Origin of the sequence: Paracoccus sp. pheM1, assembly GCF_018499825.1 — a bacterium.
Lineage (GTDB): Bacteria > Pseudomonadota > Alphaproteobacteria > Rhodobacterales > Rhodobacteraceae > Paracoccus > Paracoccus versutus.
The window spans coordinates 188,601-212,443 of record NZ_JAGXCX010000003.1; the positions used below are offsets into that span (position 1 = coordinate 188,601).

21 protein-coding genes are annotated in these 23,843 nt (G+C 66.4%); 6 read left to right on the forward strand and 15 right to left on the reverse strand.

The window, feature by feature from the left end:
* Positions 1 to 87: 87 nt before the first annotated feature.
* From KF941_RS23735 to KF941_RS28190, 7 genes are all read right to left on the reverse strand, one after another.
* Positions 88 to 393: a TonB-dependent receptor gene (locus tag KF941_RS23735; RefSeq protein WP_240540607.1), complete on the reverse strand. Its 306-nt coding sequence runs from the start codon at positions 391 to 393 to the stop codon at positions 88 to 90.
* A gap of 128 nt (positions 394 to 521) precedes the next feature.
* Complete coding sequence (locus KF941_RS23740; RefSeq protein ID WP_214274748.1) at positions 522 to 737, reverse strand: hypothetical protein; 216 nt, start codon at positions 735 to 737, stop codon at positions 522 to 524.
* Positions 738 to 881: 144 nt separating this feature from the next.
* A complete protein-coding gene (locus KF941_RS23745) occupies positions 882 to 1,841 on the reverse strand; it encodes an ornithine cyclodeaminase (RefSeq protein ID WP_214274749.1) in 960 nt (319 codons plus the stop codon).
* Between the two features lie 306 nt (positions 1,842 to 2,147).
* Positions 2,148 to 3,650 (reverse strand): aldehyde dehydrogenase, encoded by a 1,503-nt coding sequence (locus tag KF941_RS23750; RefSeq protein ID WP_214274750.1) that lies wholly within the window; start codon positions 3,648 to 3,650, stop codon positions 2,148 to 2,150.
* 1 nt (position 3,651) lies between these two features.
* Positions 3,652 to 4,557: a dihydrodipicolinate synthase family protein gene (locus KF941_RS23755; protein ID WP_072461324.1), complete on the reverse strand. Its 906-nt coding sequence runs from the start codon at positions 4,555 to 4,557 to the stop codon at positions 3,652 to 3,654.
* Between the two features lie 49 nt (positions 4,558 to 4,606).
* Positions 4,607 to 4,987: an ABC transporter permease subunit gene (locus KF941_RS28185; RefSeq protein ID WP_346429025.1), complete on the reverse strand. Its 381-nt coding sequence runs from the start codon at positions 4,985 to 4,987 to the stop codon at positions 4,607 to 4,609.
* Positions 4,984 to 5,391: a hypothetical protein gene (locus tag KF941_RS28190; protein ID WP_240540608.1), complete on the reverse strand. Its 408-nt coding sequence runs from the start codon at positions 5,389 to 5,391 to the stop codon at positions 4,984 to 4,986. Before KF941_RS28190 ends, KF941_RS28185 begins: the two co-directional genes overlap by 4 nt.
* Before the next feature lie 165 nt (positions 5,392 to 5,556).
* Here KF941_RS28190 and KF941_RS28455 point away from each other — a divergent pair, with 165 nt between their 5' ends.
* Positions 5,557 to 5,820 (forward strand): hypothetical protein, encoded by a 264-nt coding sequence (locus KF941_RS28455; protein WP_276315900.1) that lies wholly within the window; start codon positions 5,557 to 5,559, stop codon positions 5,818 to 5,820.
* 182 nt (positions 5,821 to 6,002) lie between these two features.
* Here KF941_RS28455 and KF941_RS23770 read toward each other — a convergent pair whose 3' ends face one another.
* The 3 genes from KF941_RS23770 to KF941_RS23780 are packed head-to-tail and all read right to left on the reverse strand — an operon-like array spanning position 6,003 to position 9,690.
* Positions 6,003 to 7,253, reverse strand: a complete 1,251-nt coding sequence (locus KF941_RS23770; protein WP_214274751.1) for a glycerate kinase — start codon at positions 7,251 to 7,253, stop codon at positions 6,003 to 6,005.
* A gap of 9 nt (positions 7,254 to 7,262) precedes the next feature.
* Entirely contained in the window at positions 7,263 to 8,375 is a 1,113-nt protein-coding gene (locus KF941_RS23775; RefSeq protein ID WP_214274752.1) for a tartrate dehydrogenase, read from the reverse strand.
* Between the two features lie 4 nt (positions 8,376 to 8,379).
* Positions 8,380 to 9,690, reverse strand: coding sequence for an MFS transporter (locus tag KF941_RS23780; protein ID WP_214274753.1), 1,311 nt, complete (start codon positions 9,688 to 9,690; stop codon positions 8,380 to 8,382).
* A gap of 130 nt (positions 9,691 to 9,820) precedes the next feature.
* On the opposite strand from KF941_RS23780, the gene KF941_RS23785 reads away from it, so the two are divergent.
* The gene (locus tag KF941_RS23785) at positions 9,821 to 10,738 is read left to right on the forward strand and encodes a LysR family transcriptional regulator (protein ID WP_214274754.1); all 918 of its coding nucleotides are present in this window, start codon (positions 9,821 to 9,823) and stop codon (positions 10,736 to 10,738) included.
* Positions 10,739 to 10,924: 186 nt separating this feature from the next.
* On the opposite strand, the gene KF941_RS23790 is transcribed toward KF941_RS23785, so the two are convergent.
* From KF941_RS23790 to KF941_RS23810, 5 genes are all read right to left on the reverse strand, one after another.
* The gene (locus tag KF941_RS23790; RefSeq protein ID WP_346429026.1) at positions 10,925 to 12,454 is read right to left on the reverse strand and encodes a BCCT family transporter; all 1,530 of its coding nucleotides are present in this window, start codon (positions 12,452 to 12,454) and stop codon (positions 10,925 to 10,927) included.
* A 292-nt stretch (positions 12,455 to 12,746) separates the two neighbouring features.
* Entirely contained in the window at positions 12,747 to 13,934 is a 1,188-nt protein-coding gene (fdhA, locus tag KF941_RS23795; RefSeq protein ID WP_214274756.1) for a formaldehyde dehydrogenase, glutathione-independent, read from the reverse strand.
* Positions 13,935 to 14,036: 102 nt separating this feature from the next.
* The gene (locus KF941_RS23800; RefSeq protein ID WP_346429027.1) at positions 14,037 to 15,335 is read right to left on the reverse strand and encodes a hybrid-cluster NAD(P)-dependent oxidoreductase; all 1,299 of its coding nucleotides are present in this window, start codon (positions 15,333 to 15,335) and stop codon (positions 14,037 to 14,039) included.
* A 4-nt stretch (positions 15,336 to 15,339) separates the two neighbouring features.
* Complete coding sequence (locus tag KF941_RS23805; RefSeq protein ID WP_341802565.1) at positions 15,340 to 16,476, reverse strand: aromatic ring-hydroxylating dioxygenase subunit alpha; 1,137 nt, start codon at positions 16,474 to 16,476, stop codon at positions 15,340 to 15,342.
* A gap of 345 nt (positions 16,477 to 16,821) precedes the next feature.
* Positions 16,822 to 17,904, reverse strand: coding sequence for a GlxA family transcriptional regulator (locus tag KF941_RS23810; protein WP_052096121.1), 1,083 nt, complete (start codon positions 17,902 to 17,904; stop codon positions 16,822 to 16,824).
* 390 nt (positions 17,905 to 18,294) lie between these two features.
* Here KF941_RS23810 and KF941_RS23815 point away from each other — a divergent pair, with 390 nt between their 5' ends.
* The 4 genes from KF941_RS23815 to KF941_RS23830 all read left to right on the forward strand — a co-directional run bounded on the left by KF941_RS23815 (position 18,295) and on the right by KF941_RS23830 (position 23,629).
* On the forward strand, positions 18,295 to 19,050 hold the full coding sequence (locus tag KF941_RS23815) for an electron transfer flavoprotein subunit beta/FixA family protein (protein WP_214274757.1): 756 nt from the start codon (positions 18,295 to 18,297) through the stop codon (positions 19,048 to 19,050).
* Positions 19,051 to 19,065: 15 nt separating this feature from the next.
* Positions 19,066 to 19,998, forward strand: coding sequence for an electron transfer flavoprotein subunit alpha/FixB family protein (locus KF941_RS23820; RefSeq protein WP_214274758.1), 933 nt, complete (start codon positions 19,066 to 19,068; stop codon positions 19,996 to 19,998).
* A gap of 34 nt (positions 19,999 to 20,032) precedes the next feature.
* Positions 20,033 to 20,917 (forward strand): bifunctional methylenetetrahydrofolate dehydrogenase/methenyltetrahydrofolate cyclohydrolase FolD, encoded by an 885-nt coding sequence (folD, locus tag KF941_RS23825; protein WP_036758022.1) that lies wholly within the window; start codon positions 20,033 to 20,035, stop codon positions 20,915 to 20,917.
* Positions 20,918 to 21,067: 150 nt separating this feature from the next.
* Entirely contained in the window at positions 21,068 to 23,629 is a 2,562-nt protein-coding gene (locus KF941_RS23830) for an FAD-dependent oxidoreductase (protein ID WP_214274759.1), read from the forward strand.
* Positions 23,630 to 23,843 lie beyond the last annotated feature (214 nt).

A 23,843-nucleotide genomic window follows, 5' to 3' on the forward strand; every position in this document is an offset into this window, starting at 1 on the left:
GCCTTCCCGACCGGGCGGCGCCTTGCAGCGCGGTATCGCCGAACGGATCGGCGACGGCCCGGCAAGGTCAGAACCGCCCGCGCAGCGTCAGCGTGGCGTTCCTCGGCTCGCCATACCCGTTGCCGCCGGTGGGCGCGGGCCCAGCACCGAATAATAGGGCTTGTCGAAGACATCGTTGACGTTCAGCATCATCTGCCACGGATCGTCGATCCGGCAGCTGACATGCGCGTCCCCAACCGCATGACCGCCCTGCCGGATCTGGTGGTCCTGGCTCGCTCCGGCGATCCGCGCGGTCCCCGAGGTGCCATGGCGGCCTTTCACCGTCACGCCGCCGCCGACGGTCCATCGGGAGTATACGCCCGGCAGGGTGTAGTCCGTCCACAGCTTCAGCATGTGCCGCGGGGTCAGGGCGTGATAAACCGCGCCATCCCTTACGTTCTTGTTGTGGTTGTAGGCATTGCCCGACCTTATGACTAAGACAACCGGGCGGGCGATTCACTCGGTCGATTGCCGAAAAAAGTTCAGACGCTGGAGATGACCCCCAACAGGCCGGAGACCCGGCGCAACCGGCCGCCGGTCGGGCGGACGGCGGCGTCCAGCGCGCGCTCGGGGTCGGAGATGTCGAAAAGGCCGCTGATCCGTGCGCGACCGATGGCGGCATCCGCGACGATCACGCGGCCGGGCAACCAATGCGCGATCCGCGCGACAAGGCTTCCCAGCGGCTCGGCTTTGGCCACGACGATCCCCTTCGCCCCTGTTTGTGGGCCGTGTCACTCACCCGCTGCCTTGGCAACCGCTTCGGGTCGCTCGGTGATCCGGCGGGCCTGCCAAGAAAACCTGGACGCATGACAAGCCACAAGATCCGCGTCCGGGGCGCGGGCCTATCCATCCGTGGAACAGATCCTTGACGCCTCGACCGCCTCGACGACATAGCTGGCGATCATCAGGTCCAGATGCGCGCCGCCGCCGTTCTTGAACAGCGTGACCTGGTCATCGGACCGGCGGCTGGACCCGTCCGCCGCCACCAGATCGTAAAGATCGCCCCGCACATGGCCGCGGCTGATGGCGCCCGAGAGGATCGGCTGCATGATCTCGCCGATCCGGTCCACGACCGTGTCGACGAAATCCACATAGACCAGGGCCGAGGCGATCAAGGCATCGTCGGCCTCGCGCATCTCCGGCGTGAAGGCCCCGATCAGGTCGACATGCGTGCCGGGGCGCACCCATTCGCCCAAGATCACCGGCTGCCGGGCCATGGTGGCGGCCGAGACGATGTCGGCCTGGCCCACGGCCTCGGGCAGGTTCTCGACGGCCGCGACCTCGGCCCGCAGATCGCCCAGCGTCGCGGCCAGCGCCTGGGCCTGCTCGGTCCGCCGCGACCAGATCGAGATCCGCTCGATGCCGGGAAAGGCCGCGTCATAGCCGCGCGCCAGCGTCGCCGCCACCGCGCCGGCACCGACGATCAGCAGGTGCGGGCTGTCCGGGCGCGCCAAGCATTGCGCGCCCAGCAGGCTGTCGGCCACGGTCTTCACCTGCGTGACCAGCTGGCTGTCGATCACGGCGCGCACGGCGCCGCAATCGGGATCATAGAGCAGCACCGCGCCATGCACCGTGGGCAGGCCCTTGGCGGCATTGCCGGGAAAGATGCTGTCGCCCTTGATCGCGAAGCCGAGGCCCTCGATCCGGGCGGCCCGGTTCAGCAGCCTGGCATCGCCCGAGCCGAGCAGCAGGTCGCCCTGCTCGGGCCGCGGCAGCCGGTGGCCCCGGCGCAGGGCGTCTATCGCACCCGGCCAGCTCAGCGCATGGACGCTTGCCTCATAGGTCAGCACGGCTGGAAGCATGGTCTTTCCTTCCCGAAAAGCTGGCGACCGGGGCGCCGAAACAGTCGATGGTGACGCCCAGGCCGGGCCGGACCGGCCGACACGGATTGCGCTGACGCAACTGATAACGGGCAACATGCTCGTTCGTCCAGTCGCCGAAACAGGAAGCATATGCCTGGGTTTGGGCGAGCGGCGATATGCGACGCCGCCGCCCCGAAGTTCCCGATCCTGGGCAAGCCTCTTTCGACGCACCAGGATCCCTGAAAAGCTTTTCACCCAGTCACTTCAAGCCACCCGTCCCCAAGCAGCGGGTGGCTTGGGAGAGCGCTAGCCCAGGCTCACGTCTTGCTGGTTCAGGTCGATCCAGATGGTCTTGAGCTGGGTATACTGGTCATGGGCGTGGATCGAATTGTCGCGCCCGCCGAAGCCCGATTGCTTGTAGCCGCCGAAGGGGGTGGTCACGTCGCCCTCGCCGAAGCTGTTCACCGTCACCGTGCCCGCCCGCAAGGCCCGCGCCCCGCGCAACGCCCGCTTGCCATTGGCCGAGAAGATCGAGGCCGCAAGCCCGTAGTCGGTGTCGTTGGCGACCGCGATCGCCTCCTCGAAACTGTCCACCACGATCACCGTCAGGATCGGGCCGAAGATCTCCTCCACCGCCAGCCGGGAATCGCGCGCGGTCTCCACGATGGTCGGCTCGATGAAGCCGGGGCTGACGACATTGCCGCCGACCAGCACGGTTTCCGATTTCGCCGCATCCAGATAGCTGCTGACCTTGTCGAAATGCGCCTTCGAGACAAGCGGGCCGACGCGGTTCGCCGGATCCAGCGGATCGCCCACCAGCCAGCCGGCCGCCTCGGCCCGGACCTTCTCCAGCAGCCGGTCCCTGATGCCGCGCTGCACGATCAGGCGGCTGGCGGCCGAGCAGTTCTGGCCCATGTTCCAGAACGCGCCGTTCACCACATGCGCCGCCACCGCGTCCAGGTCCTCGGCATCGTCCAGCACGATGCAGGGGTTCTTGCCGCCCAGCTCCAGCACCACCTCCTTGAGGTTGCTGTCGGCCGAATAGTTCAGGAAGCGCCGGCCGGTCACGGTCGAGCCGGTGAAGCTGACCATGTCGACGTCCGCGTGCCGGCCCAAGGGCTCGCCCACCTCGCGGCCCGAGCCGGTGACGATGTTCAAAACGCCCGCCGGCAGCCCGGCCTCGGCCGCCAGCTCCGCCACCCGCAGCGCGGTCAGCGTCGTCTCGCCCGCGGGCTTCATCACCACCGAGCAGCCGGCGGCCAGCGCCGGGCCGATCTTCCAGGCCAGCATCAGCAGCGGGAAGTTCCAGGGCAGCACCAGCCCGACCACGCCGACCGGCTCGCGCACCACCATGGCGATATGGTTGTCCGAGGCCGGCGAGACCTGGTCGTAGATCTTGTCGATCAGCTCGGCGTGCCATTTGATGACATGGATCGTCTCGGGCACGTCCACGGTTTCGCAGTCGAAGATGGTCTTGCCGGCATCCAGGCTTTCCAGCACCGCCAGCTCGCGGGCGTGGTCCTGCATCAGCGCGGCCAGGCGCAACAGCACCTCCTTGCGCTCGCCGGGATGCAGGCGCGACCAGCGCCCGTCCTCGAAGGCGGCACGGGCGGCGGCCACGGCCAGGTCCACGTCCTGCGCGTCGCAGGCGGCGATCTCGGCCAGCGCCTCGCCCGTCGCCGGGTTGGTGGTGGCGAAGGTCCTGCCCGACAGCGCGGGACGGAAGGCGCCGTCGATGAAGGCCTGCGTCGGGAAAGACAGCCCGGCGGCGATGGCCCTGTAATCCTCGGTGCTCAGCAGATCGGTCATCTCACTTCCCTTCCACGATGGCCTGGACGGCGGTCTTCAGCGTGGCGATGACGCCTTCCAGCTCGGCCTTTTCGCCGTCGTTCAGCCCCTGCAGCGGCGGGCGCATCGGCCCGGCGCGCAGGCCGGTGGTCTCGACCCCGTGCTTGACGCATTGGATGAACTTGCCGCCCTGTTCCAGCACCGCCATCAGCGGCATCATCGCCGTCATGATGCGCCGGCCCTGGGCGAAATCGCCGCGCACGGCGCAGGCTTCGTAAAGCGCCACATGCTCCTCGGGCAGGAAGTTCGAGCCGGCGCAGATCCAGCTGCGCGCCCCCCAGGCGAAGAATTCCAGCGCCTGGTCGTCCATGCCGCAGCTCAGCTGGATCTGCGGATAGTCGCAGGCCAGCGTGTGGATGCGGTTCACGTCGCCCGAGCTTTCCTTGATGCCGATGACGTTCGGCGACTGGCCGACGATGTCCAGGAACGCGCGCCCCATGCTGACGCCCATGCGGCCGGGGTAGTTGTAGAGGATCACCGGCAGGCCGGCGGCGCGGTCGATTTCCAGCGCGTTGGCGGCGTTCTCGGCCTCGGTCGGCACCGAATAGGGCGGCGTGCCGAGCAGGATCGCATCGGCGCCCATCTCGCGCGCACCCTGGGCCAGCGCGATGGAATCGGGGGTGCGCATGGCGCCGGTGCCGACGATGACCGGCAGCCGGCCGTCGGCGCGCTCGGTGATGAAGCGGGCCAGCTCCAGCCGCTCCTCGACCGTCTCGGCATAGTTCTCGCCAGTCGAGCCGCCCGAGATCAACCCGTGCACCCCCGCCGCCACCAACCGCTCGACCAGATCGCCCAAAGCGTCGAAATCAATCGAGCCATCCCCCTGGAACGGCGTGATCACAGGCGTGTAAATGCCTTCAAGAACCATGCGAGTCTTCCTTTGCTTTCCATGGCCAGCGATCGACGCCGGGCAAGGTTCATGCCTTCGCGCGCAGCGACACGATCAGCTTGGCGACCATGCCGAGCAGGGTCAGCAGGATCAGCGCCACCGAGATCGCCGCGATGACGGGATCGACGTTGTCTCGCAGCCCGGCCCAGATCATGCGCGGCAGGGTCACGATCTTGACCGAGGTGACGAACAGCGTGACCGCGATTTCCTCCCATGACCTCACGAAGGACAGGAAGGCGGCGGTCAACACGCCGAAGCGGATATTGGGCAGGACCACCCAGAAGGTCGTCTGCCAGATCGAGGCGCCGGGGTTGCGCACGGCAAGTTCGATCCGGCGGTCGACCTGGCTCAGCGTGACCAGGAGCGCCACCACGGCATAGGGCACCGCCATCACCGCGTGCGAGATCACCACCCCCGGCAGCGTGTCGAAGGCGTTGATGGGGTGACGAGGAAATAGAGCGCCAGCGCCGAGATGATCGGCGGCACCGCCAGGGGCGCCAGCACGATGCCGATGAAAGCCGCGCCGTAGCGCGATTTCGCATACCCGATCCCGATGCAGAACAGCGTCGCGAAGACGGTCGCCAGCCCTGCGGCGAGCAGCGCCACCAAGGCGCTGGTCAGGATGCCGTCGTGCCATTGCGCGCTGGACATCAGCTCCCGGTAATGGCGCAGCGACCAGTCGCCGTCCGGCATCGACAGGAAATGCTTGGGCGTGAACGAGATCGGGATCACCGCCAGCAGCGGCGCGATCAGAAACAGCATCGCCGCATAAACGCAAAGGGTGCTGATCCGGCCGGGTTGCTCGTTGCGCATGGTGGCTCTTTCTGGCTGGAAGCGACGGGGAATGGATCAGAGCAGCCGATCGAGCCGGACGATCCGCGACAGGATCCAGATCAGGCCGACGACCAGCACCAGCAACACCGCCGCCAGCGCCGAGCCGAGGCCTTCGAGCGCATCCACCGTTCGAACCTGATCGGCATGGGCATCCTGCCGCTGCGCCTGCCTGCGGGAACGACGCCGCAGTCGCTGGCGCTGACGGTCGCGGACCGGGTCGGGATCACGCTCGATCCATCGCGGCTGGAACCGCGCGGGCCTGTCCGCGTGGCGATCCACCGCGTCTCGGGCAGGGTCGAGGCGTTCGAGGCGAGCCTTGAGGTCGAGACCCTGGCGAAAGGCGGGCTCATGCCGCTGATCCTCGACCGCGCGACCCGCGCCGAGGCGGCGAACCTTACCGCCGAATAGCTGCCGCTCATCGAAAGCGGAAGGGCGCGGTGTTCGAAGCCCTGGGCCCGACCGGGGCAGTCATCCCAGGGTGCACGGATGCAGCCAGGGCCAGGATCAGGGCCGCAGACCGCACAGCGGCGCAGCACGGGGACGAGGTCCAGCGCCACGGCCGCCCCGACCCCCGGCGCCAGGGGTTGGGTCTATGGAATGTATACCGCCCTGAAGTCGTTGACATTGGTCAGGGTCGGCCCGGTCTTGACCAGGTCGCCGAGCCGCGCGAACAGGCTATAGCTGTCATGGCCCGCCAGCACCGCCGCCGGGTCCAGCCCGGCCGCGCGGGCGCGGGGCAGCGTGTCGGGGGCGATGATCGCGCCCGCCGCATCCTCGGTCCCGTCGATGCCGTCGATGTCGCAGGCCAGCGCGTGGATCGAGGTGCCGTCCAGCGCCAGCGCCATGGCCAGCAGGAACTCGGTATTGCGCCCGCCGCGTCCGGGCCTGGCCGCGCCGATGGTGACGGTGGTCTCGCCGCCCGACAGCAGCACGGCCGGACCCCGGACCGGCTGGCCATGCAGCGCGGCGGATCGGGCGATGCCGGCCATGACCTGGCCCGCCGCGGCTGCCTCGCCCTCGATGGCGTCGCCGAGGATCAGGGGCGTCGCCCCCTCGGCGCGGGCGCGGGCCGCCGCCGCCTCAAGCGCCAGCATCGGGGTCGAGATCAGCCGGTAATCCGCCCCGAATGCCGGCAGGGGCTCGGGCACTTCCAGCAGCAGGCGGCGCGCCGGCTCGGGCAGGTCGGGGCCAAGCATCCGCACCACCTCGGACAGGTCCGCCCCCGCATCCGGGTCATGCACCGTCGGTCCCGAGGCGATGGCCAGCGGATCGTCCCCCGGCACGTCCGAGATCGCCAGCGTCACCACCCGTGCCGGCGCCGCCGCCAGCGCCAGCCGCCCGCCCTTGATGGCCGATAGCCGCCGCCGCACCCGGTTCATCACCGAAATCGGCGCCCCGGAGGCCAGAAGCAGGCGGTTCACCCGCATCTTGTCGTCCAGCGTCAGCCCCGGCGCAGGCGCGGTCATCAGCGCCGAGCCGCCGCCCGAGATCAGCGCCAGCACCAGATCCTCGGGGCCGAGCCCGCCGACGGCATCCAGGATGCGCCGCGCCGCCTGGGCGCCGTTCCGGTCGGGAACGGGATGCGCGGCCTCGATCACCTCGATCCGGCGGGTCGGCACGGCATGGCCGTAGCGGGTGACGACCACCCCCGACAGGTCCACGCCGGGCCAGGCCTCCTCGACCGCGCGGGCCATGGCGGCGGCGGACTTGCCCGCCCCCACCACGACGACCCGGCCGCGCGGCGGGTCCGGCAGATGGCGCGCGACCGTCTTCGCCGGATCGGCGCTGTCCACCGCCGCGGAAAACAGGCGCAGCAGGAAATCCCTGGGGTCGCGAGCCATCGCCTTGCCTCAGATATTGGCGCCGCGGATGGCCGCGCAGACGGCATCCGTGACCTGCTGCGTGGTGGCCGTCCCGCCCACGTCGGGGGTCATCACGCCATCGGCGCAGACCTGCTCGACCGCCGTCATCAGGCGCCTGGCCGCATCAGCCTCGCCCAGATGCTCCAGCATCTGCGCCGCGGTCCAGAAGGTCGCGACCGGGTTGGCGATGCCCTTGCCGGTGATGTCGAAGGCCGAGCCGTGGATCGGCTCGAACATCGAGGGATAGCGCCGTTCCGGGTCGATATTGCCGGTGGGCGCCACGCCCAGGCTGCCGGCCAGCGCGCCCGCCAGATCCGACAGGATGTCCGCGTGCAGGTTCGTCGCGACGATGGTGTCGAGGCTTTGCGGGTTCTTGACCATGCGCACGGTCATCGCATCGACCAGCATCTTGTCCCAGGTCACGTCGGGGAATTCCCGCGAGACCTCGGCCGCGATCTCGTCCCACATCACCATGCCATGGCGCTGCGCATTGGACTTGGTGACGACCGTCAACAGCTTGCGCGGCCGCGACTGCGCCAGCTTGAAGGCATAGCGCATGATCCGGGTGACGCCGACGCGGGTGAAGATCGCGACCTCGGTGCCGACCTCTTCGGGCAGGCCCTTGTGGGCACGGCCGCCATGGCCGGAATATTCGCCCTCGGAGTTCTCGCGCACGATCACCCAGTCCAGGTCGCCGGGGCCGACGCTTTCCAGCGGCGACCGGATGCCGGGCAGAATCTTGGTCGGGCGCACGTTGGCATATTGGTCGAAACCCTGGCAGATCGGCAGGCGCAGGCCCCAAAGCGTGATGTGATCCGGCACGTCCGGCGCACCCACCGCGCCGAAGAAGATGGCGTCGAAGGCCCGCAACTGCTCCGACCCGTCCTCGGGCATCAGCGCGCCGGTCCTCTTGTAGCGGTCCGAGCCCCAGTCGAATTCGGTCACGTCAAAGCGGAAGGTGCCGTCGCGCCTGGCCAGCGCCTCCAGCGCTTGCAGGCCGGCGGCGATGACCTCGGGGCCGATCCCGTCGGCGGGAATGGCGGCAATGCGATAGGTGCGGGATTCGGTGGTCAGCTCTGACGCTTTCTGTGCGATGGTCATGGGTTCAGCCTTTCTGGATGGCGTTGGACGAAAGGGCGGCCGAGCGGCGCGCCGTGCCGGCGATGATCAGGGTGACGACGGCCGACAGGATCAGCAGGCCGGCGACGAAATAGAGGCCCCATTCGAAGCTGCCGGTCGCCTGCTTGATCAGGCCGATGACATAGGGGCCGACGAAACCGCCAAGGTTGCCCAGCGAGTTGATCGTGGCGATGCCGGTGGCCGCGGCCGAGCCCGACAGGAACATGGTCGGCATCGACCACAACGGCGGCTTGGCGGCGCTGACGCCGGCATTCACCACCACCAGCGCCAGGACGACGGCGGCCAGCGAGACGGCGAAGCCGGCGAAGAACAGGCCCGCCCCGGCGGCGATGCAGGCCAGCGTCACATGCCAGGTGCGCTCGCCGGTGCGGTCGGAATGGCGCGACCACAGATACATGGCGACGACGGCAAAGATCGGCGGGATGGCGTTGACAAGGCCGGTCTGGAACGAGGTCAGGCCCAGCCCGTGCAGCATCTGCGGCGCCCAGATCCCCAGCGTGTAAAGCCCGGCCGAGGTGCCGAAATAGACCAGCGCCAGCGCCAGCACGCGCGGATCGGTCAGCCCCTTCAGGATCGAATGGCTGGCCCCGGCCTTGTCCTTGGCCGCGCGCTCGGCGTTCATGGTGCTGGCCAGCCATGCGCGTTCGTCGGCTGCCAGCCATTTCGCCTTTTCCGGCCGGTCGGTCAGGTAGAACAGCACCACGACGCCCAGGATCAGCGCCGGCGCCGCCTCGAGCACGAACATCCACTGCCAGCCGTGCCAGCCCATCAGCCCCTCCATCTCCAGCAGCGCGCCCGAGATCGGCGAACCGAGCGCGACCGAGATCGGCGCCGCGGCCATGAACAGCGCCGTCACCTGCGCGCGGTTTTTCGCGGGGAACCAGTAGCTGAGATACAGGATGATGCCCGGAAAGAAGCCAGCCTCGGCCGCGCCCAGCAGGAAGCGCAGGATGTAGAAGCTGGTCGGCCCCTGCACGAAGGCCATGGCGCCCGAGATCAGGCCCCAGGTCAGCATGACGCGGGCGATCCAGATCCGCGCGCCGAACCTTTCCAGCGCCAGGTTCGAGGGCACCTCGAACAGGAAATAGCCGATGAAGAACAGCCCGGCCCCGAAACCGAAGATGGCGGGCGACAGGCCCAGATCCCCGTTCATGTGGATGGCCGCGAAGCCCACGTTCACGCGGTCGAGGAACGCGATGAAATAAAGCAGCATGATGAAGGGTATGATGCGCCACGAGATCTTCCTCATGACGCGCTTTTCGAGCGCATCGCCCATCTGATCCTCCCCGATGTGACCGGTAAAGGCGCACTCCTCTGCGCCTCGGGGAAAATTACGGGCGTGGGGGCGCTGTTCTCAATCGTTCGTTGATTATATAATAAAACGGAATAATCGGGATGAAGCCGGCATGGAGCTTCGACAGTTGCGCTGCACCGTCGCGGTGGCGGACGAGATGCATTTCGGGCGCGCCGCCGCCCGGCTCGAGATGCTGCCGGCCGCGCTTGGCCGCGCCGTGCGCCAGCTCGAGGACAGTCTGGGCGTGCAGATCTTCGAGCGCACGACGCGCTCGGTCGTCATCACCGCGGAAGGCATACGCGTCATCAAGGAGGCGCGCGCCCTGCTGGCCGAGGCGGACGCAGCCCAGGCACGCTGGCGCAGGCTGGGCCGCAAGGGCGGCCAGGTCCTGCGGCTGGGGGCCATCGACACCGCCGCCAGCGGCCTGGTGCCCGGCCTGCTCCAGGCGGTGCATGCCATCCTGCCGGACCTGAGGATCCAGCTGGTCGAGGAACGCTCGATCAAGCTGATCCCGCGGCTGCTGGCGGGCAATCTGGATCTGGCGCTGGTGCGGCCGGGGCTGAAGCCGTTTCACCGCCGGCTGCGCGGGCATTTCCTGCTTAACGAATCCTCGGTCGTCGTCTTGCCGCCCGGCCATCCGCTTTCGGCCCGGCAGGAGGTCGATATTCCCAGCCTGCGCGACGTGCCGCTGATCGTGCCGGATCGCCGCTCGCGTCCGCATAGCCACGATCTGGTCCTGGCGCTTTTCGAGCATGCCGGGGTCGAGCCCCGCATCGTCCAGAACGCGGACGAGAAGCAGACGATGATGAACATGGTCGCCGCGGGAATCGGCGCGGCGATCGTGCCGCGCTGGTGGTCCGGGTTCGTGCCGCGCGACGTTCATGTCTGCGCGCTGGCCCTGCCCGACGACAGCCTGCGGCTGAAATTGCCGCTGCATGTGGTCTGGGCGCGGGATGTCCGCGATCCCACCAGGGATGCGGTGGTCGAGACCCTGCTTTCGCTGGTGGACCGTTACGCCGGGAAGGCATAGGCGAATTTCGCCGGCAGGCTCGCTTTCGAATGCGCAGAGGACGCGGCATGCACCATGCGGCGGCAAAGATATATACCGGGAAGCGGGTAGCGCTTCTCAGTATGGGGTGCAGGTCGATATGGATCGCAGGGCTTGCCCGAAAGGGACCATGCCAGAATGATTTTCCGACAGGGTCCGGGCAACCGATTATGGATGATGGCGTTCCTTCAAGCCGCCGGTATGGGGGTCTATTTCCTCAAAATGGCCATGCACTTCGATATCGTCCAACAGCCCCTTCCACAGCGATGCGCAAAGCCCGACCATGACCACGAGAAATGGCGCGGCCGCGATGATGGAGGCGGTCTGGAGGCCGCCCAACCCGCCGACGACCAGCAGGATCGAGGCCGAGGCGCCGGCCAGCAACCCCCAAAGCACGACAATGCCGGCACGCGGATGAATCGTCCCGAACGAGGACAGCATTCCCATCACGACCGAAGCGGCATCGGCGCCCGATACGAAGAAGATGGCGACAAGGAACATGGCCACGGAAGAGGTAAAGGCATGCAGCGGATATTGCTCGAGCAAGGCAAAAAGGGAAACCTGCTCGCCTTTTCCGGCAATGGCCTCGACCAGCCCGCCCGGTCCGGTCAGTTCCGAGAAAAGCGCGCTGCCGCCCATGACGGTGAACCAGACGAAGGTCACGGCGCTGGGGATCAACAGAACCCCGACCACGAATTCCCGGATGGTGCGGCCGCGAGAAATCCGGGCGATGAATACGCCGACAAAGGGCGCCCAGGAAACCCACCAGGCCCAGTAGAAAATCGTCCAGCTTGCAAGCCATTTGCTGTCGCTGAAGGCCGAGGTTCGAAAGGACATGGAAACCAGATCGCTCATGTAAAGGCCCATTGCCTCGATCAGCGTATCCAGGATAAAGACCGTCGGCCCCAGCACAGCCAGGAACAGCAGCAACATAAGGGCCGCGACCATGTTGATATTGCTGAGAAACTGGATGCCTCGGCCCACGCCGGAGACCGCGGACAGGATGAACAGCACGGAAAGGACCGCGATGATGGTCAGCGCAATGGTCGGGGATTCTCCGGTATTCCAGAGATAATTCATTCCGCTGTTGATCTGCTGCGCGCCAAGGCCAAGGGATGTCGCGGTTCCGAACAGGGTGGCGATGATCGCCAATATGTCGATCATGCGCCCGATCGGCCCATGGATGCGCTCCCCCAGCAAGGGGTGGAAAGCGCTGGAAACCAGCGTGGGAAGGTCGCGGCGATAGCTGAAATACGCCATTGCCAATCCAGCCATCGCATAGATTGCCCAAGGGTGCAGGGCCCAATGGAAATAGGCATATTGCATGGCCACCAGCGCGGCTTCCTGGGTCTGGGGCTCGGCCAGGCCGTGCGGGGGCGTGCCGAAATGGCTGATCGGCTCGGCCACGCCCCAGAACATGAGGCCGATGCCCATTCCGACGCTGAACATCATGCAAACCCATGACCGGGTCGAGAATTCGGGCTTTTCGTCATCGTGGCCCAGCTTGATCCGGCCAAATCGGCTGAATGCCAGGAATATCGCGAAGGCAAGGAAAAACGCCGTGGAAATCACGAAACTCCAGCCGAAAACGCGGATGATCCAATTCAATGTGGCAGATGCGACGGCAGCCAGGCTGTCTGGACCCAGGACTCCCCACGTCACGAATCCTCCCGCGACGGCCAACGCTGGCCAGAACACGCCAGGGTTTATCCTTCGTGATCCACTTGGTTGCATAGCTTCCTCCTCCAGAACTGAGCAACGATTTCTTGCCCACCCCCACTTCCTGAACGAAAATCGATAAATTTTCCTGCCTTACCGGCCGTTTCGTCGCAGTTTTACGGCTGTTGCGTCGCACCTATTTGGAGATCCGAAGCCTTGGATTTCGCCCCCTCTCTCGCTTGAACTCGTTTCATGGCTGCAAGGCAATATGGACATGAAAAGGCTGCGCTTCGCTTATGGAAACGCAGCCTCCTTCAATTTTATTCAATCGTCAGGCCGCTTTCAGCATGTCATGCGGATCAAGGACAAACTTGACGGCCGCGCCCTGATCGAAGGTTTCATAGCCCTGGGCCGCATCCTCCAGGGAAATGATCTTCGCATTGACGATATCGGCAATCGGCAGGCGGTCATGCAGGATCGCCTGCATCAGCTGGCGATTGTATTTCAGCACCGGGGTCTGCCCGGTATGGAACGACTGCGCCTTGGCCCAGCCCAGCCCGAAGCGGAGCGACAGGCTGCCCTGCCTGGCGGCGCTATCGACCGCGCCCGGATCCTCGGTCACATAGAGGCCGGGGATGCCGATCGAGCCGGCGGCGCGGGTGATCTCCATCATCTGGTTCAACACGACGGCCGGCTGCTCGCCGCCGGAATGGCCGCGGGCCTCGAAGCCCACCGCGTCGATGGCGCTGTCCACCTCGTTCGTGCCGACCACATTCGCGATCAGGTCGCCCAGGCGGTCGCTTTTGCCCAGGTCGATCGGCTCGAAGCCCACCTTGGCGGCATGGGCCAGGCGGTCGGGGTTGAAATCGCCGATCATCACAACCGCCGCGCCAAGGATCCGGGCCGAGGCCGCCGCGGCCAGCCCGACCGGACCGGCACCGGCCACATAGACCACCGAGCCCACGCCGACGCCGGCCTTGACCGCGCCGTGAAAGCCGGTGGGAAGGATGTCCGACAGCATCGTCAGGTCGCGGATCTTGGCCATCGCCCGGTCGCGATCGGGCAGCTTCAGCAGGTTGAAGTCCGCATAGGGCACCATCACGTAGCGGGCCTGCCCGCCGATCCAGCCGCCCATGTCCACATAGCCATAGGCGCCGCCGGCGCGCTCGGGGTTCACCGTCAGGCAGACACCCGTGTCCTGCGACTTGCAGGTGCGGCAGCGACCGCAGGCGACGTTGAAGGGAACCGAGACGATGTCGCCGATTTCCAGCATCTCGACATCGCTGCCCTTCTCGATCACCTCGCCGGTGATCTCGTGGCCCAGGACCAGTCCGGGTTGCGCGGTCGTCCGCCCCCGCACCATGTGCTGGTCCGAGCCGCAGATATTGGTCGAGATGACCTTCAGGATCACGCCATGCTCGATGCGGCGGCCGTTGGGCGCCTCCAGCCTTGGGTCCGCAATGTCCTGAACCTCGACCTTGCCGGGTTCCATGTAAACGACACCCCGATTTCTGCTCATGATCGCCCACTCCTCCATTGACACAGGGTTGCGGCGGCACCTCTCATCGCGCAGCGTCAGGCCACGCCCGCCAAGGCCGGGAAATGCGCGCGCCGAATGTCGTTACGTGACCACAGTCCGCTGGCCGGCGGCTATCACGATAGCGAAGTCGAATTTCGCGAATCTGGAATTCTCGCGCTGCCGGCGATCCTTTGCGCAGCCGCCGCATGTTCGCCCGCACCGCCACGAAGCACGGGCCGGAACCCATCCGGCGACCTTCGGCGCGGCATCGGCCACCTTCACGCCTCGACCTCTAGCTTTCCAAGCGGCCGCGAGCAGCAGGCAAGGATCAAGGATGTAGCCTTCCTCGATTTCCTCGTCGAGGATCCCGCCGTTGTGGTTTATTTCCACCTCGCCCGAGAGCTTCAGGATCTTGCAGGTTCCGCAAAGGCCGGATTCGCAAGCGGCGGGGATGCGCACCCCCGCCGCGCGCGCGGCCTGAAGAACGGTCTGCCCCGGAAGGCATTCGCCCTCGACCCCGGACATGGTGAAGCTGACCGCGGTGACGCCCGTGCCCTCGACGCCATCCACGCCATCGGGCGTGAAGACAACCGGCTCGGTGGGGGCCTCCTTGGGCGGCTCGCCGAAGCTTTCCTGGTGATAATGCGCCATGTCGAAACCGGCATCGCGCAGCAGATCCCGGATATCCTGCATGAAGGGTTCCGGGCCGCAGCAGAACACCTCGCGCTCAAGCAGGTCGGGCGCGAAAAGCGGCAGGCGGACCGCGTCGATCCGGCCCAGGTGCCCGGCCCAGCTTTTGTGAAGCGACCGCTCTTGCACGATGAAGCCAAGCGACAGGGCGGGCATGCGATGGCTGAGCAGCTCAAGCTCCTGCCGGAAGATCAGCTCCTCGGGCCGCCGGGCGCAATTGACGAAGGCGACGTCGGTGCCCGGCGCGCAATCGGAAAGCCAGCGCAGCATGGACATCATCGGCGTGATGCCCGAACCGGCCGAGATGAACAGGTATTTCGAGGCGGAATGCGCGAAAAGCGTGAAATGCCCCGCCGGCCCATAGGCCTTGACCAGGCTGCCGGGCTTGAGGTTCTGGAACATCCAGCGCGTGCCGATGCTGGTCGGCTGCGCCTTGACCGTGACCGAAATCGAAAACGGCCGCGAGGGGGTGGACGACAAGGTGTAGGTCCGCATCAGCGGACCGTCGTCGGCGGGCAGATCAAGGGTGATGAACTGTCCCGGCTTGTATTTGAACCAGGTCTGCGCATCGGACCGGAAGGTGAAGGTCTTCACCTCCGGCGCCTCGTCGGTGACGCTGACCACCTCCAGAACCTGGAGGCGGTCGTTCCACGGCGTCATCTCGTCGAGGTGGCGATAGACGTGGTGATCCGTCGGTTGGCCTGCCTGCATCACGTTATGCGACACTCTTCAGGGGCCTCGGGTCGCTGCCTTCCAGACGCGATCCCATGAAGGTCTTGTACCATTCGACGAACTGGATGACGCCGCCCTCGTGCAATTCGGAATAGGGGCCCGGCTCATAGGCGGGGGATTCGATGCCGCGGGCGTTTTCCTCGACGATCTGGCGGTCCTGGTCGTTGGTGTAGGTCCAGACATGGGTCAGGCGTTCGACATCGTAGTCCACGCCCTCGACGGCATCCTTGTGGACCAGCCACTTGGTCGTGACCGCGGTCTGGTTCGGGCCGATCGGGGTGACGCGGAACGTCACCGCATGGTCCATCAGAACATGGTTCCAGGTGGTCGGATAATGAAACAGCATCAGCGCGCCGATATGGTCGGCCCGGACATCCGACAGCGTGCGGCCGACAGCGGGCTTGCCGTCCATGGTATAGCTGACCGCATCGCGCAGCAGCGGCGACCGGATCGCCCGGAACTGGCCGCTTTCATGCATGTGGAAGCGCGCGGGCAGCCCCGCGGCCTCGCATTTGTCCCAATGCGCGGCCATTTCCGGGTCATCGGCGCCGCCGGATACGCCGGTGACGTTCGGCGCCTCGGGATAGGTGCGGCAAAGCTCGGGGTGGTTGGCCGCGCAATGATAGCATTCGCGGTTGTTTTCCCACACCAGCTTCCAGTTGCCTTCCTCGATGATGGTCGTCTCATGCGCGACCTTCGCCTCCAGCAGGTTGTGGGGGGCAAAGTAGGGCTCCATCAGCGCGCGGAACGGCTGGAAGTCGGCCGGCTCCTTGGCAAGGCAGATGAAGATGTAGCCGGCCACGGTCTCGCAGGCGACCGGCTTGAGCGAATGCGCCGAGGTATCGAAGCCTTCCGCCATCTGGCGCGCGAAAAGCAGCTTGCCGTCCAGGTCGTAGGTCCATTGGTGATAGGGGCAGACCAGCTTGGCCGCAGTCCCCTTGGCCTGGGTGCAGACGCGGCTGCCGCGGTGGCGGCAGGCGTTGTGGAATGCCCGGATGTCGCCGTTGCGGTCGCGCACGACGACGACCGGATAAGACCCGATCTGCAGGGTGAAATAATTGCCGGGCTTGGGAATTTCGCAGTTATGGCCGGCAAACAGCCAGTCACGATACCAGATCATCTCCAGATCGATCTGGAAAAACCCGGGATCCTTGTAAAAGGCCTGGGGCAAGGAATACCCGAATTGGTGCATTCGGATCATGTTCAGCATTTCACTTCGTATATCCATATCGTGGCTTCTCCCTGCACGACCATTCCCGCAAGCGCATGCAATGGGTAAATCCCGACACGAGCTTGCATTCCCCCGAGCGGCGCGGTTCATTCGCTGGCTGCTGGAAGGGAACTTACCCGATACGGAATCGGCAGGTTGGCATCTTAACGACGCAAGTCCGGCGCAAACATATCAGCGCGCCTTATCCGCCCCGGCCGCGATTCGCCGAAAGCGCGCGGCAGCAAGGCGGCGCGGCTAGAGCCCCTTGGGAACATGCGCGGGGCCGTCCCCCTCGGGTGCCTCGCCCAGGCCCATGCTGCGCACGTCCTGCGGCGTGCAACCGTAGAGGCGGCGGAACATGCGGCTGAGGTGCGAGGAATCGCAAAAGCCGCATTCGACCGAGATCATGGCGATCGTCTTGTTGCTGGACACCAGCAGGTGCCGGGCCAGCGCCAGCCTGAGGCCCATGAACGCAGCCTGGGGCGAGGTGTCCAGCGCCGCGCGGAAATGCCGTTCCAGCCGGCGCTTGCTGTGACCCATGCGCTGCGCGATCTCGGACACGGAAAGCGGCGTGTCGATATGCTGCTGCATGATCAGCAGCGCGCGCTGGACCAGCGGATCATCGGTGCGCAGGCCGATGGGGATGCCCGGCTGGGGCTTGTCCGCCTGCAGGACGCCGTCGATGATCATGATGTGCAGGCTCTTGTTCGCCTGCGAGCGGCCGACGTGCTTTTCCACCAGATAGGCCGCAAGATGGGCGGAACTGGCCCCGCCGGAACAGGTCAGCCTGTCGCGATCCACCACGAAGATCTGGTCCGAGACGTGATCCAGGCCCTGGAACTGCTCAAGGAAATCCGCGCTGTGGAACCAGCTTACGCAGCACTTATAGCCATCGAGCAATCCCGCCCGGTGCAGCACGAAGGCGCCCGAGCAGACCCCGATCAGCGGCACGCCGGCGGCGGCCGCCCGGTGCAGATAGGTCTTGTAGGCATGGCTGACGTTCTCGAGCGCATCGGTCAGGCCGCCGACCACGGCGATATAGTCGAATCGCGTCGGGTCGCCCAGCTTCTCATGCGGCTGCACGGCGACGCCGCAACTGGACATCACCACGTCCATCGTGTCCGAAAGCACCGACCAGCGGCACAGGATGGGACGGCTGCGGTCCCCCTCGTCTGCGGCCAGCCGCAGCACGTCGACGAAGTTCGCAAAGGCGCATAGCGTGAACTGCCGGGTCAGGAGGAAGCCGACCGAAAGCCGGGGGCCAGCCTCCCTTGGCCGCAGGGATCCCTTGGCGACAGGGTAGGAACGGGAATGCCCTTCTCTCACGCCGACACCCATCTTCGATCTCCGATGATGCGCCCTATGGCTGGGTTTGTCGTAGCCATCTTGCTTGACCGGCGCAATTGTTCTTCTCGATCCCCGTTTTCGTCGCAATAGTCCGACGAACATTGCCGGGAACGCCACGGTCGCCACAGGGGATTCTGCACGAAAGGCAGGCCCGGCCGGCGACGGGGTGCCGCTTAGCTTCCGAAGCCGTCGGGAAGCAAGGGGAATCCGCGGCGGTCGGGAATGCGCAGCAAAGGGGGAACACTTGCGCTACAGGCTTCTACCCTATCCCGTGGCCGGGTCGTCCGGGCCGGCGGCCGCCGCCGCGGGGCCGGCCAGGCTTGCCGCAAGGGGCGCCTGCCCCGCCCTCCTCTGCCTCAACATCTGGGAAAGGACCGCAAGATGAAAGTATTGGTGCCCGTCAAGCGGGTGGTCGACTTCAACGTCAAGATCCGGGTCAAGGCCGATGGGACCGGGGTCGATCTGTCGAACGTGAAGATGTCGATGAACCCCTTCGACGAAATCGCCGTGGAAGAGGCGATCCGCCTGAAAGAGGCGGGCAAGGCCGAAGAGGTCGTCGTGGTCTCGATCGGCCCGGCGCAAGCCCAGGAGACGCTGCGCACGGCCCTGGCCATGGGCGCGGATCGCGCCATCCTGATCAAGGTCGAGGACATGGTCGAGCCCCTGGCCGTCGCCAAGCTGCTGAAGGCCGTGGCGGATGCCGAAGGCCCGCGGCTGGTCGTCCTGGGCAAGCAGGCCATCGACGACGACGCCAACCAGACCGGGCAGATGCTGTCGGCCCTGCTGGGCTGGTCGCAGGCGACCTTCGCCTCGGCGGTCGCGCTTGAGGGCGACAAGGCTCGTGTCACGCGCGAGGTCGACGGCGGCCTGCAGGTGATCGAGGTCACCCTGCCCGCGGTCGTCACCGCCGACCTGCGCCTGAACGAGCCGCGCTATGCCAGCCTGCCCAATATCATGAAGGCCAAGAAGAAGCCGCTCGAGGAAAAGACCCCGGCGGATTACGGCGTGAACGTCGATGCGCGCCTGAAGGTGCTGAAAACCGAGGAGCCGGGCACCCGCAAGGCCGGCGTCAAGGTCGCCAGCGTCGCCGAGCTGCTGGACAAGCTGAAGAACGAAGCCGGCGTTCTGCAATTCTGATCGGAGAGAAATCCCATGGCCATCCTGCTTTTCGCCGAACACGACAACGCCGCCCTGTCCGACCAGACCGCGCGCACGCTGACCGCCGCCCGCCGGATCGGCGGCGAGATCGACATCCTGGTGGCCGGCAAGGACGCCGCCGCCGTGGCCCAGGCCGCCACGGCCTTCCAGGGGGTCCGCAAGATCCTGCTGGCCGAAGCCGATGCGCTGGAGCATCGCCTGGCCGAACCGACCGCCGCGCTGATCGTTTCGCTGGCCGGCGACTACGACACCGTGATCGCCCCGGCGACCACCACCGGCAAGAACGTCCTGCCGCGCGTGGCCGCGCTTCTGGACGTGATACAGGTTTCGGAAATCGTCGAAGTCGTCTCGGCCGACACGTTCAAGCGGCCGATCTATGCCGGCAACGCCATCCAGACGGTGCAGGCGACCGACGGCAAGAAGGTCATCACCGTGCGGACCTCGGGCTTCGAGGCGGCGCAGGCCGAGGGGGGCAGCGCCCCGGTCGAAACCATTAGCGAGACGGCCGACCCGCGCCTGTCCGGCTTTGTCGAAAACCGCCTCTCGGAAAGCGAACGCCCCGAGCTGGCCTCGGCTCACATCATCGTCTCGGGCGGCCGCGCCCTGGGCTCGGAAGAAAGGTTCCGCCAGGTGATCCTGCCTGTCGCCGACAAGCTCGGCGCCGCGGTCGGCGCCTCGCGCGCGGCGGTCGATGCGGGCTATGCCCCGAACGACTGGCAGGTCGGCCAGACCGGCAAGGTGGTCGCCCCGGAGCTCTACGTGGCGGTGGGCATCTCCGGCGCGATCCAGCACCTGGCGGGGATGAAGGACAGCAAGGTCATCGTCGCCATCAACAAGGACGAGGACGCCCCGATCTTCCAGGTTGCCGATTACGGCCTGGTCGCCGACATCTTCGATGCGCTGCCGGAGTTGGAGCGCGCGCTCTGACCCCGCCGGATCGCTTGGCACGAGGAGGATGCCCATGACGGCACAGACAATCGACGGGAAGGCCCATGCCGACGGCCTTGGCGCCCGGATCAGCGGCGCCATCCCCTCCTTTCGGGAACAGACGGGCCGGCCGCCGGGCCTTGCCGTGGTCCTGGTCGGCACCGATCCGGCCAGCGAGGTCTATGTCAGCAGCAAGGGCCGCATGGCCCGCAAGCTGGGCATGGCAAGCTTCGAGCATATCCTGCCCGAAGCCACCACCCAGCAACAGCTTCTGGACCTGATCGCGCAGTTGAACGCCGATGACAGCGTCGATGGCATCCTGGTCCAGTTGCCGCTGCCCGCTCACCTGGATTCCCTGCCGGTGATCGAGGCGATCGATCCCGCCAAGGACGTGGACGGGCTGCACCCGTCCAGCGCGGGCCGCCTGGTGTCGGGGCTGCCCGGCCTCGTCTCATGCACGCCGCTGGGATGCCTGATGCTGCTCCGGTCGCAGCTTGGCAACCTTTCGGGGCTGGATGCCGTGGTGGTGGGCCGCTCGATCCTGGTGGGCAAGCCGATGGCGCAGCTGCTGCTGGCCGAGAACTGCACCGTGAGCATGGCCCATTCCCGCACCCGCGACCTGCCGGGAAAGATCCGCCAGGCCGACATCGTGGTCGCGGCCGCGGGCCAGGCCGAGATGATCAAGGGCGACTGGATCAAGCCGGGGGCGACGGTGATCGATGTCGGCACCAGCCGCATCGTCCGCGACGGCCGGAAGACGCTGGTGGGCGATGTCGAGTTCGCCTCGGCCTGCGGGGTCGCGGGGGCGATCACCCCGGTTCCCGGCGGCGTCGGCCCGATGACGATCATGTGCCTGATGCACAATACGCTGCTTGCCGCCTGTCGGCGCAAGGCGCTGGCCGAGCCACGGCTATGGTAGCGGCCCTGACGGCACATGCATCGACAACTGGACAAGGCATGACCCGCTTTGCGGGCCATGCCGTCGCATTTGGGCAGCCCGGCTTCGCCTGCTGGCGGTCACGGGAACCCTTTCGTCACAATCTCCCTTCAGACATCGAGAGGACAGAACATGTCGGGATTTCCTGATAGAGCGCGGGTGGTCATCGTCGGCCTTGGCGGCATCGTGGGCGCCTCGGTCGCGCATCACCTGATCGAGCGCGGCTGGGACGATATCGTCGGCGTCGACAAGTCGGGCATCCCGACCGATATCGGCTCGACCGCGCATGCGTCGGATTTCTGCTTTGCGACCAGCCACGATTTCCTCAGCACCTGGACCACGCTCTATTCCATCGATTTCTTCGAGAAGATGGGCCATTACGCCAAGGTCGGCGGGATCGAGGTCGCGCGGGTGGGCGACGAGACGCGCATGAACGAGCTCAAGCGCAAGGTCGCCTCGGGCAAGGCCTTCGGCACGCGGGCGACGATGATCAGCCCCGCCGAGGTCAAGGCGAAATTCCCGCTGGTCGAGGAAGACCAGATCCAGGGCGCGCTGTGGGATCCCGACGCGGGGCTGGTGGTGCCGCGCTCGCAGACCGTGGCGGGCAAGCTGGTCGACCAGGGCGTGGCCTCGGGCAAGCTGCGGGCCTTCGCCAATTGCCCGGCCACCTCGCTGGTGATCGAGGACGGGCACATCCGGGGCGTCGTCACCCCGCGCGGCACCATCATGGCCGACCTGGTCATCGTCTGCGCCGGTCTCTGGGGCCGCCTGATCGCCGAGATGGCGGGCGAGGACCTGCCGGTCTTTCCGGTCGACCATCCGCTGACCTTCTTCGGGCCCTACGACGAGTTCGAGAATACCGGCAAGGAGATCGGCTATCCGCTGCTGCGCGACCAGGGCAACTCGGCCTATCTGCGCGACACGGGCGACCCCAAGACCACCGAGGGCGGCCAGATCGAATGGGGCTATTACTACGAATCGGACCCGCGCCTGTGCCATCCGCGCGACATCCTGGAAAAGGAATACGCCCGCCTGTCGCCCTCGCAGCGCGACCTGGAGCTGGACGATGTGCTGTCGCCGCTGGAACGCGCCATCGAGCTGACCCCGATCCTGGGCGAGCTGGGCTATAACGAAAGCCATTCCTTCAACGGGCTGTTGCAGACCACCACCGACGGCGGGCCGTCCATCGGCGAAAGCCAGAAGGTGCGCGGGTTGTGGTATGCCGTGGCGATCTGGGTCAAGGACGCGCCCGGCATGGCCAAGCTGGTGGTGGACTGGATCACCGACGGGCGCACCGGCATCGACCATGCCAGCATCGACTATTCGCGCTTCAACCCCTTCGCATTGCAGGAAAAGTTCATCGAGGAACGCTGCATCGAGACGGCGGCCAAGATCTACAACCCGCCGGTCCACCCGCGCGAACCCTTCGCCGGCGGCCGCGGCATCCGCCGCTCGCCCTTCTACGAGCGCGAGGTGGAGCTGGGCGGCTACTTCATGGAGCTGGGCGGCTGGGAGCGCGCCCATGGCTATGCCGCCAACGAACACCTGCTGGAGAAATACGCGGATCAGGTGCCGGTGCGCGAGCATGAATGGGACAACCGCCATTTCTGGCGCGTCTCGAATGCCGAGCATCTGGAGATGAGTGCGGATTGCGGCATCATCAACCTGTCGCATTTCCACATGACCGACATTGCCGGCCCCGATCACGTCGAACTGCTGGAATGGCTCTGCGCCGCCAAGATCGGCGGCGAGGGCAATATCGGCAAGGGGATCTACACGCATTTCCTGGATGACGAGGGCAATGTGCGCGCCGATTTCACCGTGTTCCGCCTGGCCGACCGCTGCCGGCTGGTCAACGGCGCCGATGCCGGGCCGCGCGACCTGAACTACATGCGCCGCGTGGCGCAGGACCGGGGCCTGGACGTCACCATCACCGACGTGACCGAGCAGTTCATCACCATCGGCATCTGGGGTCCGAACGCGCGGGTGAACCTGCAAAAGGTGGTCGAGGATCCGGCGGGGCTGGAAAAGGACGCCTTCCCCTTCGCCGCCATCAAGCCGATCCGCATCGCCGGCCGCGACGTGACCGCCTTCCGCATCTCCTATGTCGGCGAGCAGGGCTGGGAGCTGCACATGGCCTATGAGGACGGGCTGGCGGTCTGGGACGCCTTGCGGTCCACGGGCGTGATCGCGGTGGGGATCGAAACCTACGCCAACTCGCGCCGGCTCGAAAAAAGCCTGCGGCTGCAGAACGCCGACCTGCGCACGGAATACAACCTCTACGAGGCCGACCTGGCCCGTCCCAAGGTCAAGGAGGCCGATTTCCGCGGCAAGGCCAAGCACCTGGAATATCGCGCCCGCGACCACCAGCCGGCGATGCTCTGCACCCTGGTCATGACCGACAACGTGGACAGCAACGGCATCGCCCGCTATCCGGTCGGCATCCTGCCGGTGCAGGATGCCGAGACGGGCGAGGTTCTGGTCGACACCCTGGGCCGGCGGTCCTGGACCAGCTCGATCGTCTACGGCCCGACCATCGGCAGGAACATCGCGCTGGCCTACCTGCCTTGGTCGCATTGCCAGGAAGGCCGCAAGCTGACGGTCGAATACATGGGCGAAACCTTCCCGGTCGAGGTCGCCGCCGTCGGCTACAAGCCCCTCTACGACCCCGAGAACCTGAAGCCCAGAAGCTGATACGCGCCAAGCAGAAGGACCGGGCGAATGCCCGGTCCCCTGATCGCCCGGCCCCTATTCGGCGCGAATGGGTAAAAGAAAATCTGCCGGGTCAGGATATCGGACGAACCCAAGACCGCATGACGAAAACCGGCCCGGCGCATTGCGCACCGGGCCGGTTTTTCATCTGGTCCTGAGCCCCGCGTTTGATTTCTTGCGCAAGCCGGGCGCTGGA

Bases quoted from the DNA above. Each gene is read 5' to 3' on its own strand.
- KF941_RS23750 (WP_214274750.1), bottom strand. From the start codon at position 3,650: ATGACCGATCTGCTGAGCACCGAGGATTACAGGGCCATCGCCGCCGGG.
- KF941_RS23770 (WP_214274751.1), bottom strand. From the start codon at position 7,253: ATGGCTCGCGACCCCAGGGATTTCCTGCTGCGCCTGTTTTCCGCGGCG.
- KF941_RS23810 (WP_052096121.1), bottom strand. From the start codon at position 17,904: ATGGGTGTCGGCGTGAGAGAAGGGCATTCCCGTTCCTACCCTGTCGCC.
- KF941_RS23780 (WP_214274753.1), bottom strand. From the start codon at position 9,690: ATGGGCGATGCGCTCGAAAAGCGCGTCATGAGGAAGATCTCGTGGCGC.
- KF941_RS23805 (WP_341802565.1), bottom strand. From the start codon at position 16,476: ATGATCTGGTATCGTGACTGGCTGTTTGCCGGCCATAACTGCGAAATT.
- KF941_RS23745 (WP_214274749.1), bottom strand. From the start codon at position 1,841: ATGCTTCCAGCCGTGCTGACCTATGAGGCAAGCGTCCATGCGCTGAGC.
- KF941_RS23755 (WP_072461324.1), bottom strand. From the start codon at position 4,557: ATGGTTCTTGAAGGCATTTACACGCCTGTGATCACGCCGTTCCAGGGG.
- KF941_RS23820 (WP_214274758.1), top strand. From the start codon at position 19,066: ATGGCCATCCTGCTTTTCGCCGAACACGACAACGCCGCCCTGTCCGAC.
- fdhA (WP_214274756.1), bottom strand. From the start codon at position 13,934: ATGAGCAGAAATCGGGGTGTCGTTTACATGGAACCCGGCAAGGTCGAG.
- KF941_RS23800 (WP_346429027.1), bottom strand. From the start codon at position 15,335: ATGCAGGCAGGCCAACCGACGGATCACCACGTCTATCGCCACCTCGAC.
- KF941_RS23775 (WP_214274752.1), bottom strand. From the start codon at position 8,375: ATGACCATCGCACAGAAAGCGTCAGAGCTGACCACCGAATCCCGCACC.
- KF941_RS23735 (WP_240540607.1), bottom strand. From the start codon at position 393: ATGCTGAAGCTGTGGACGGACTACACCCTGCCGGGCGTATACTCCCGA.
- KF941_RS28190 (WP_240540608.1), bottom strand. From the start codon at position 5,391: ATGCGCAACGAGCAACCCGGCCGGATCAGCACCCTTTGCGTTTATGCG.
- KF941_RS28455 (WP_276315900.1), top strand. From the start codon at position 5,557: ATGGGCATCCTGCCGCTGCGCCTGCCTGCGGGAACGACGCCGCAGTCG.
- KF941_RS23785 (WP_214274754.1), top strand. From the start codon at position 9,821: ATGGAGCTTCGACAGTTGCGCTGCACCGTCGCGGTGGCGGACGAGATG.
- KF941_RS23830 (WP_214274759.1), top strand. From the start codon at position 21,068: ATGTCGGGATTTCCTGATAGAGCGCGGGTGGTCATCGTCGGCCTTGGC.
- KF941_RS23815 (WP_214274757.1), top strand. From the start codon at position 18,295: ATGAAAGTATTGGTGCCCGTCAAGCGGGTGGTCGACTTCAACGTCAAG.
- folD (WP_036758022.1), top strand. From the start codon at position 20,033: ATGACGGCACAGACAATCGACGGGAAGGCCCATGCCGACGGCCTTGGC.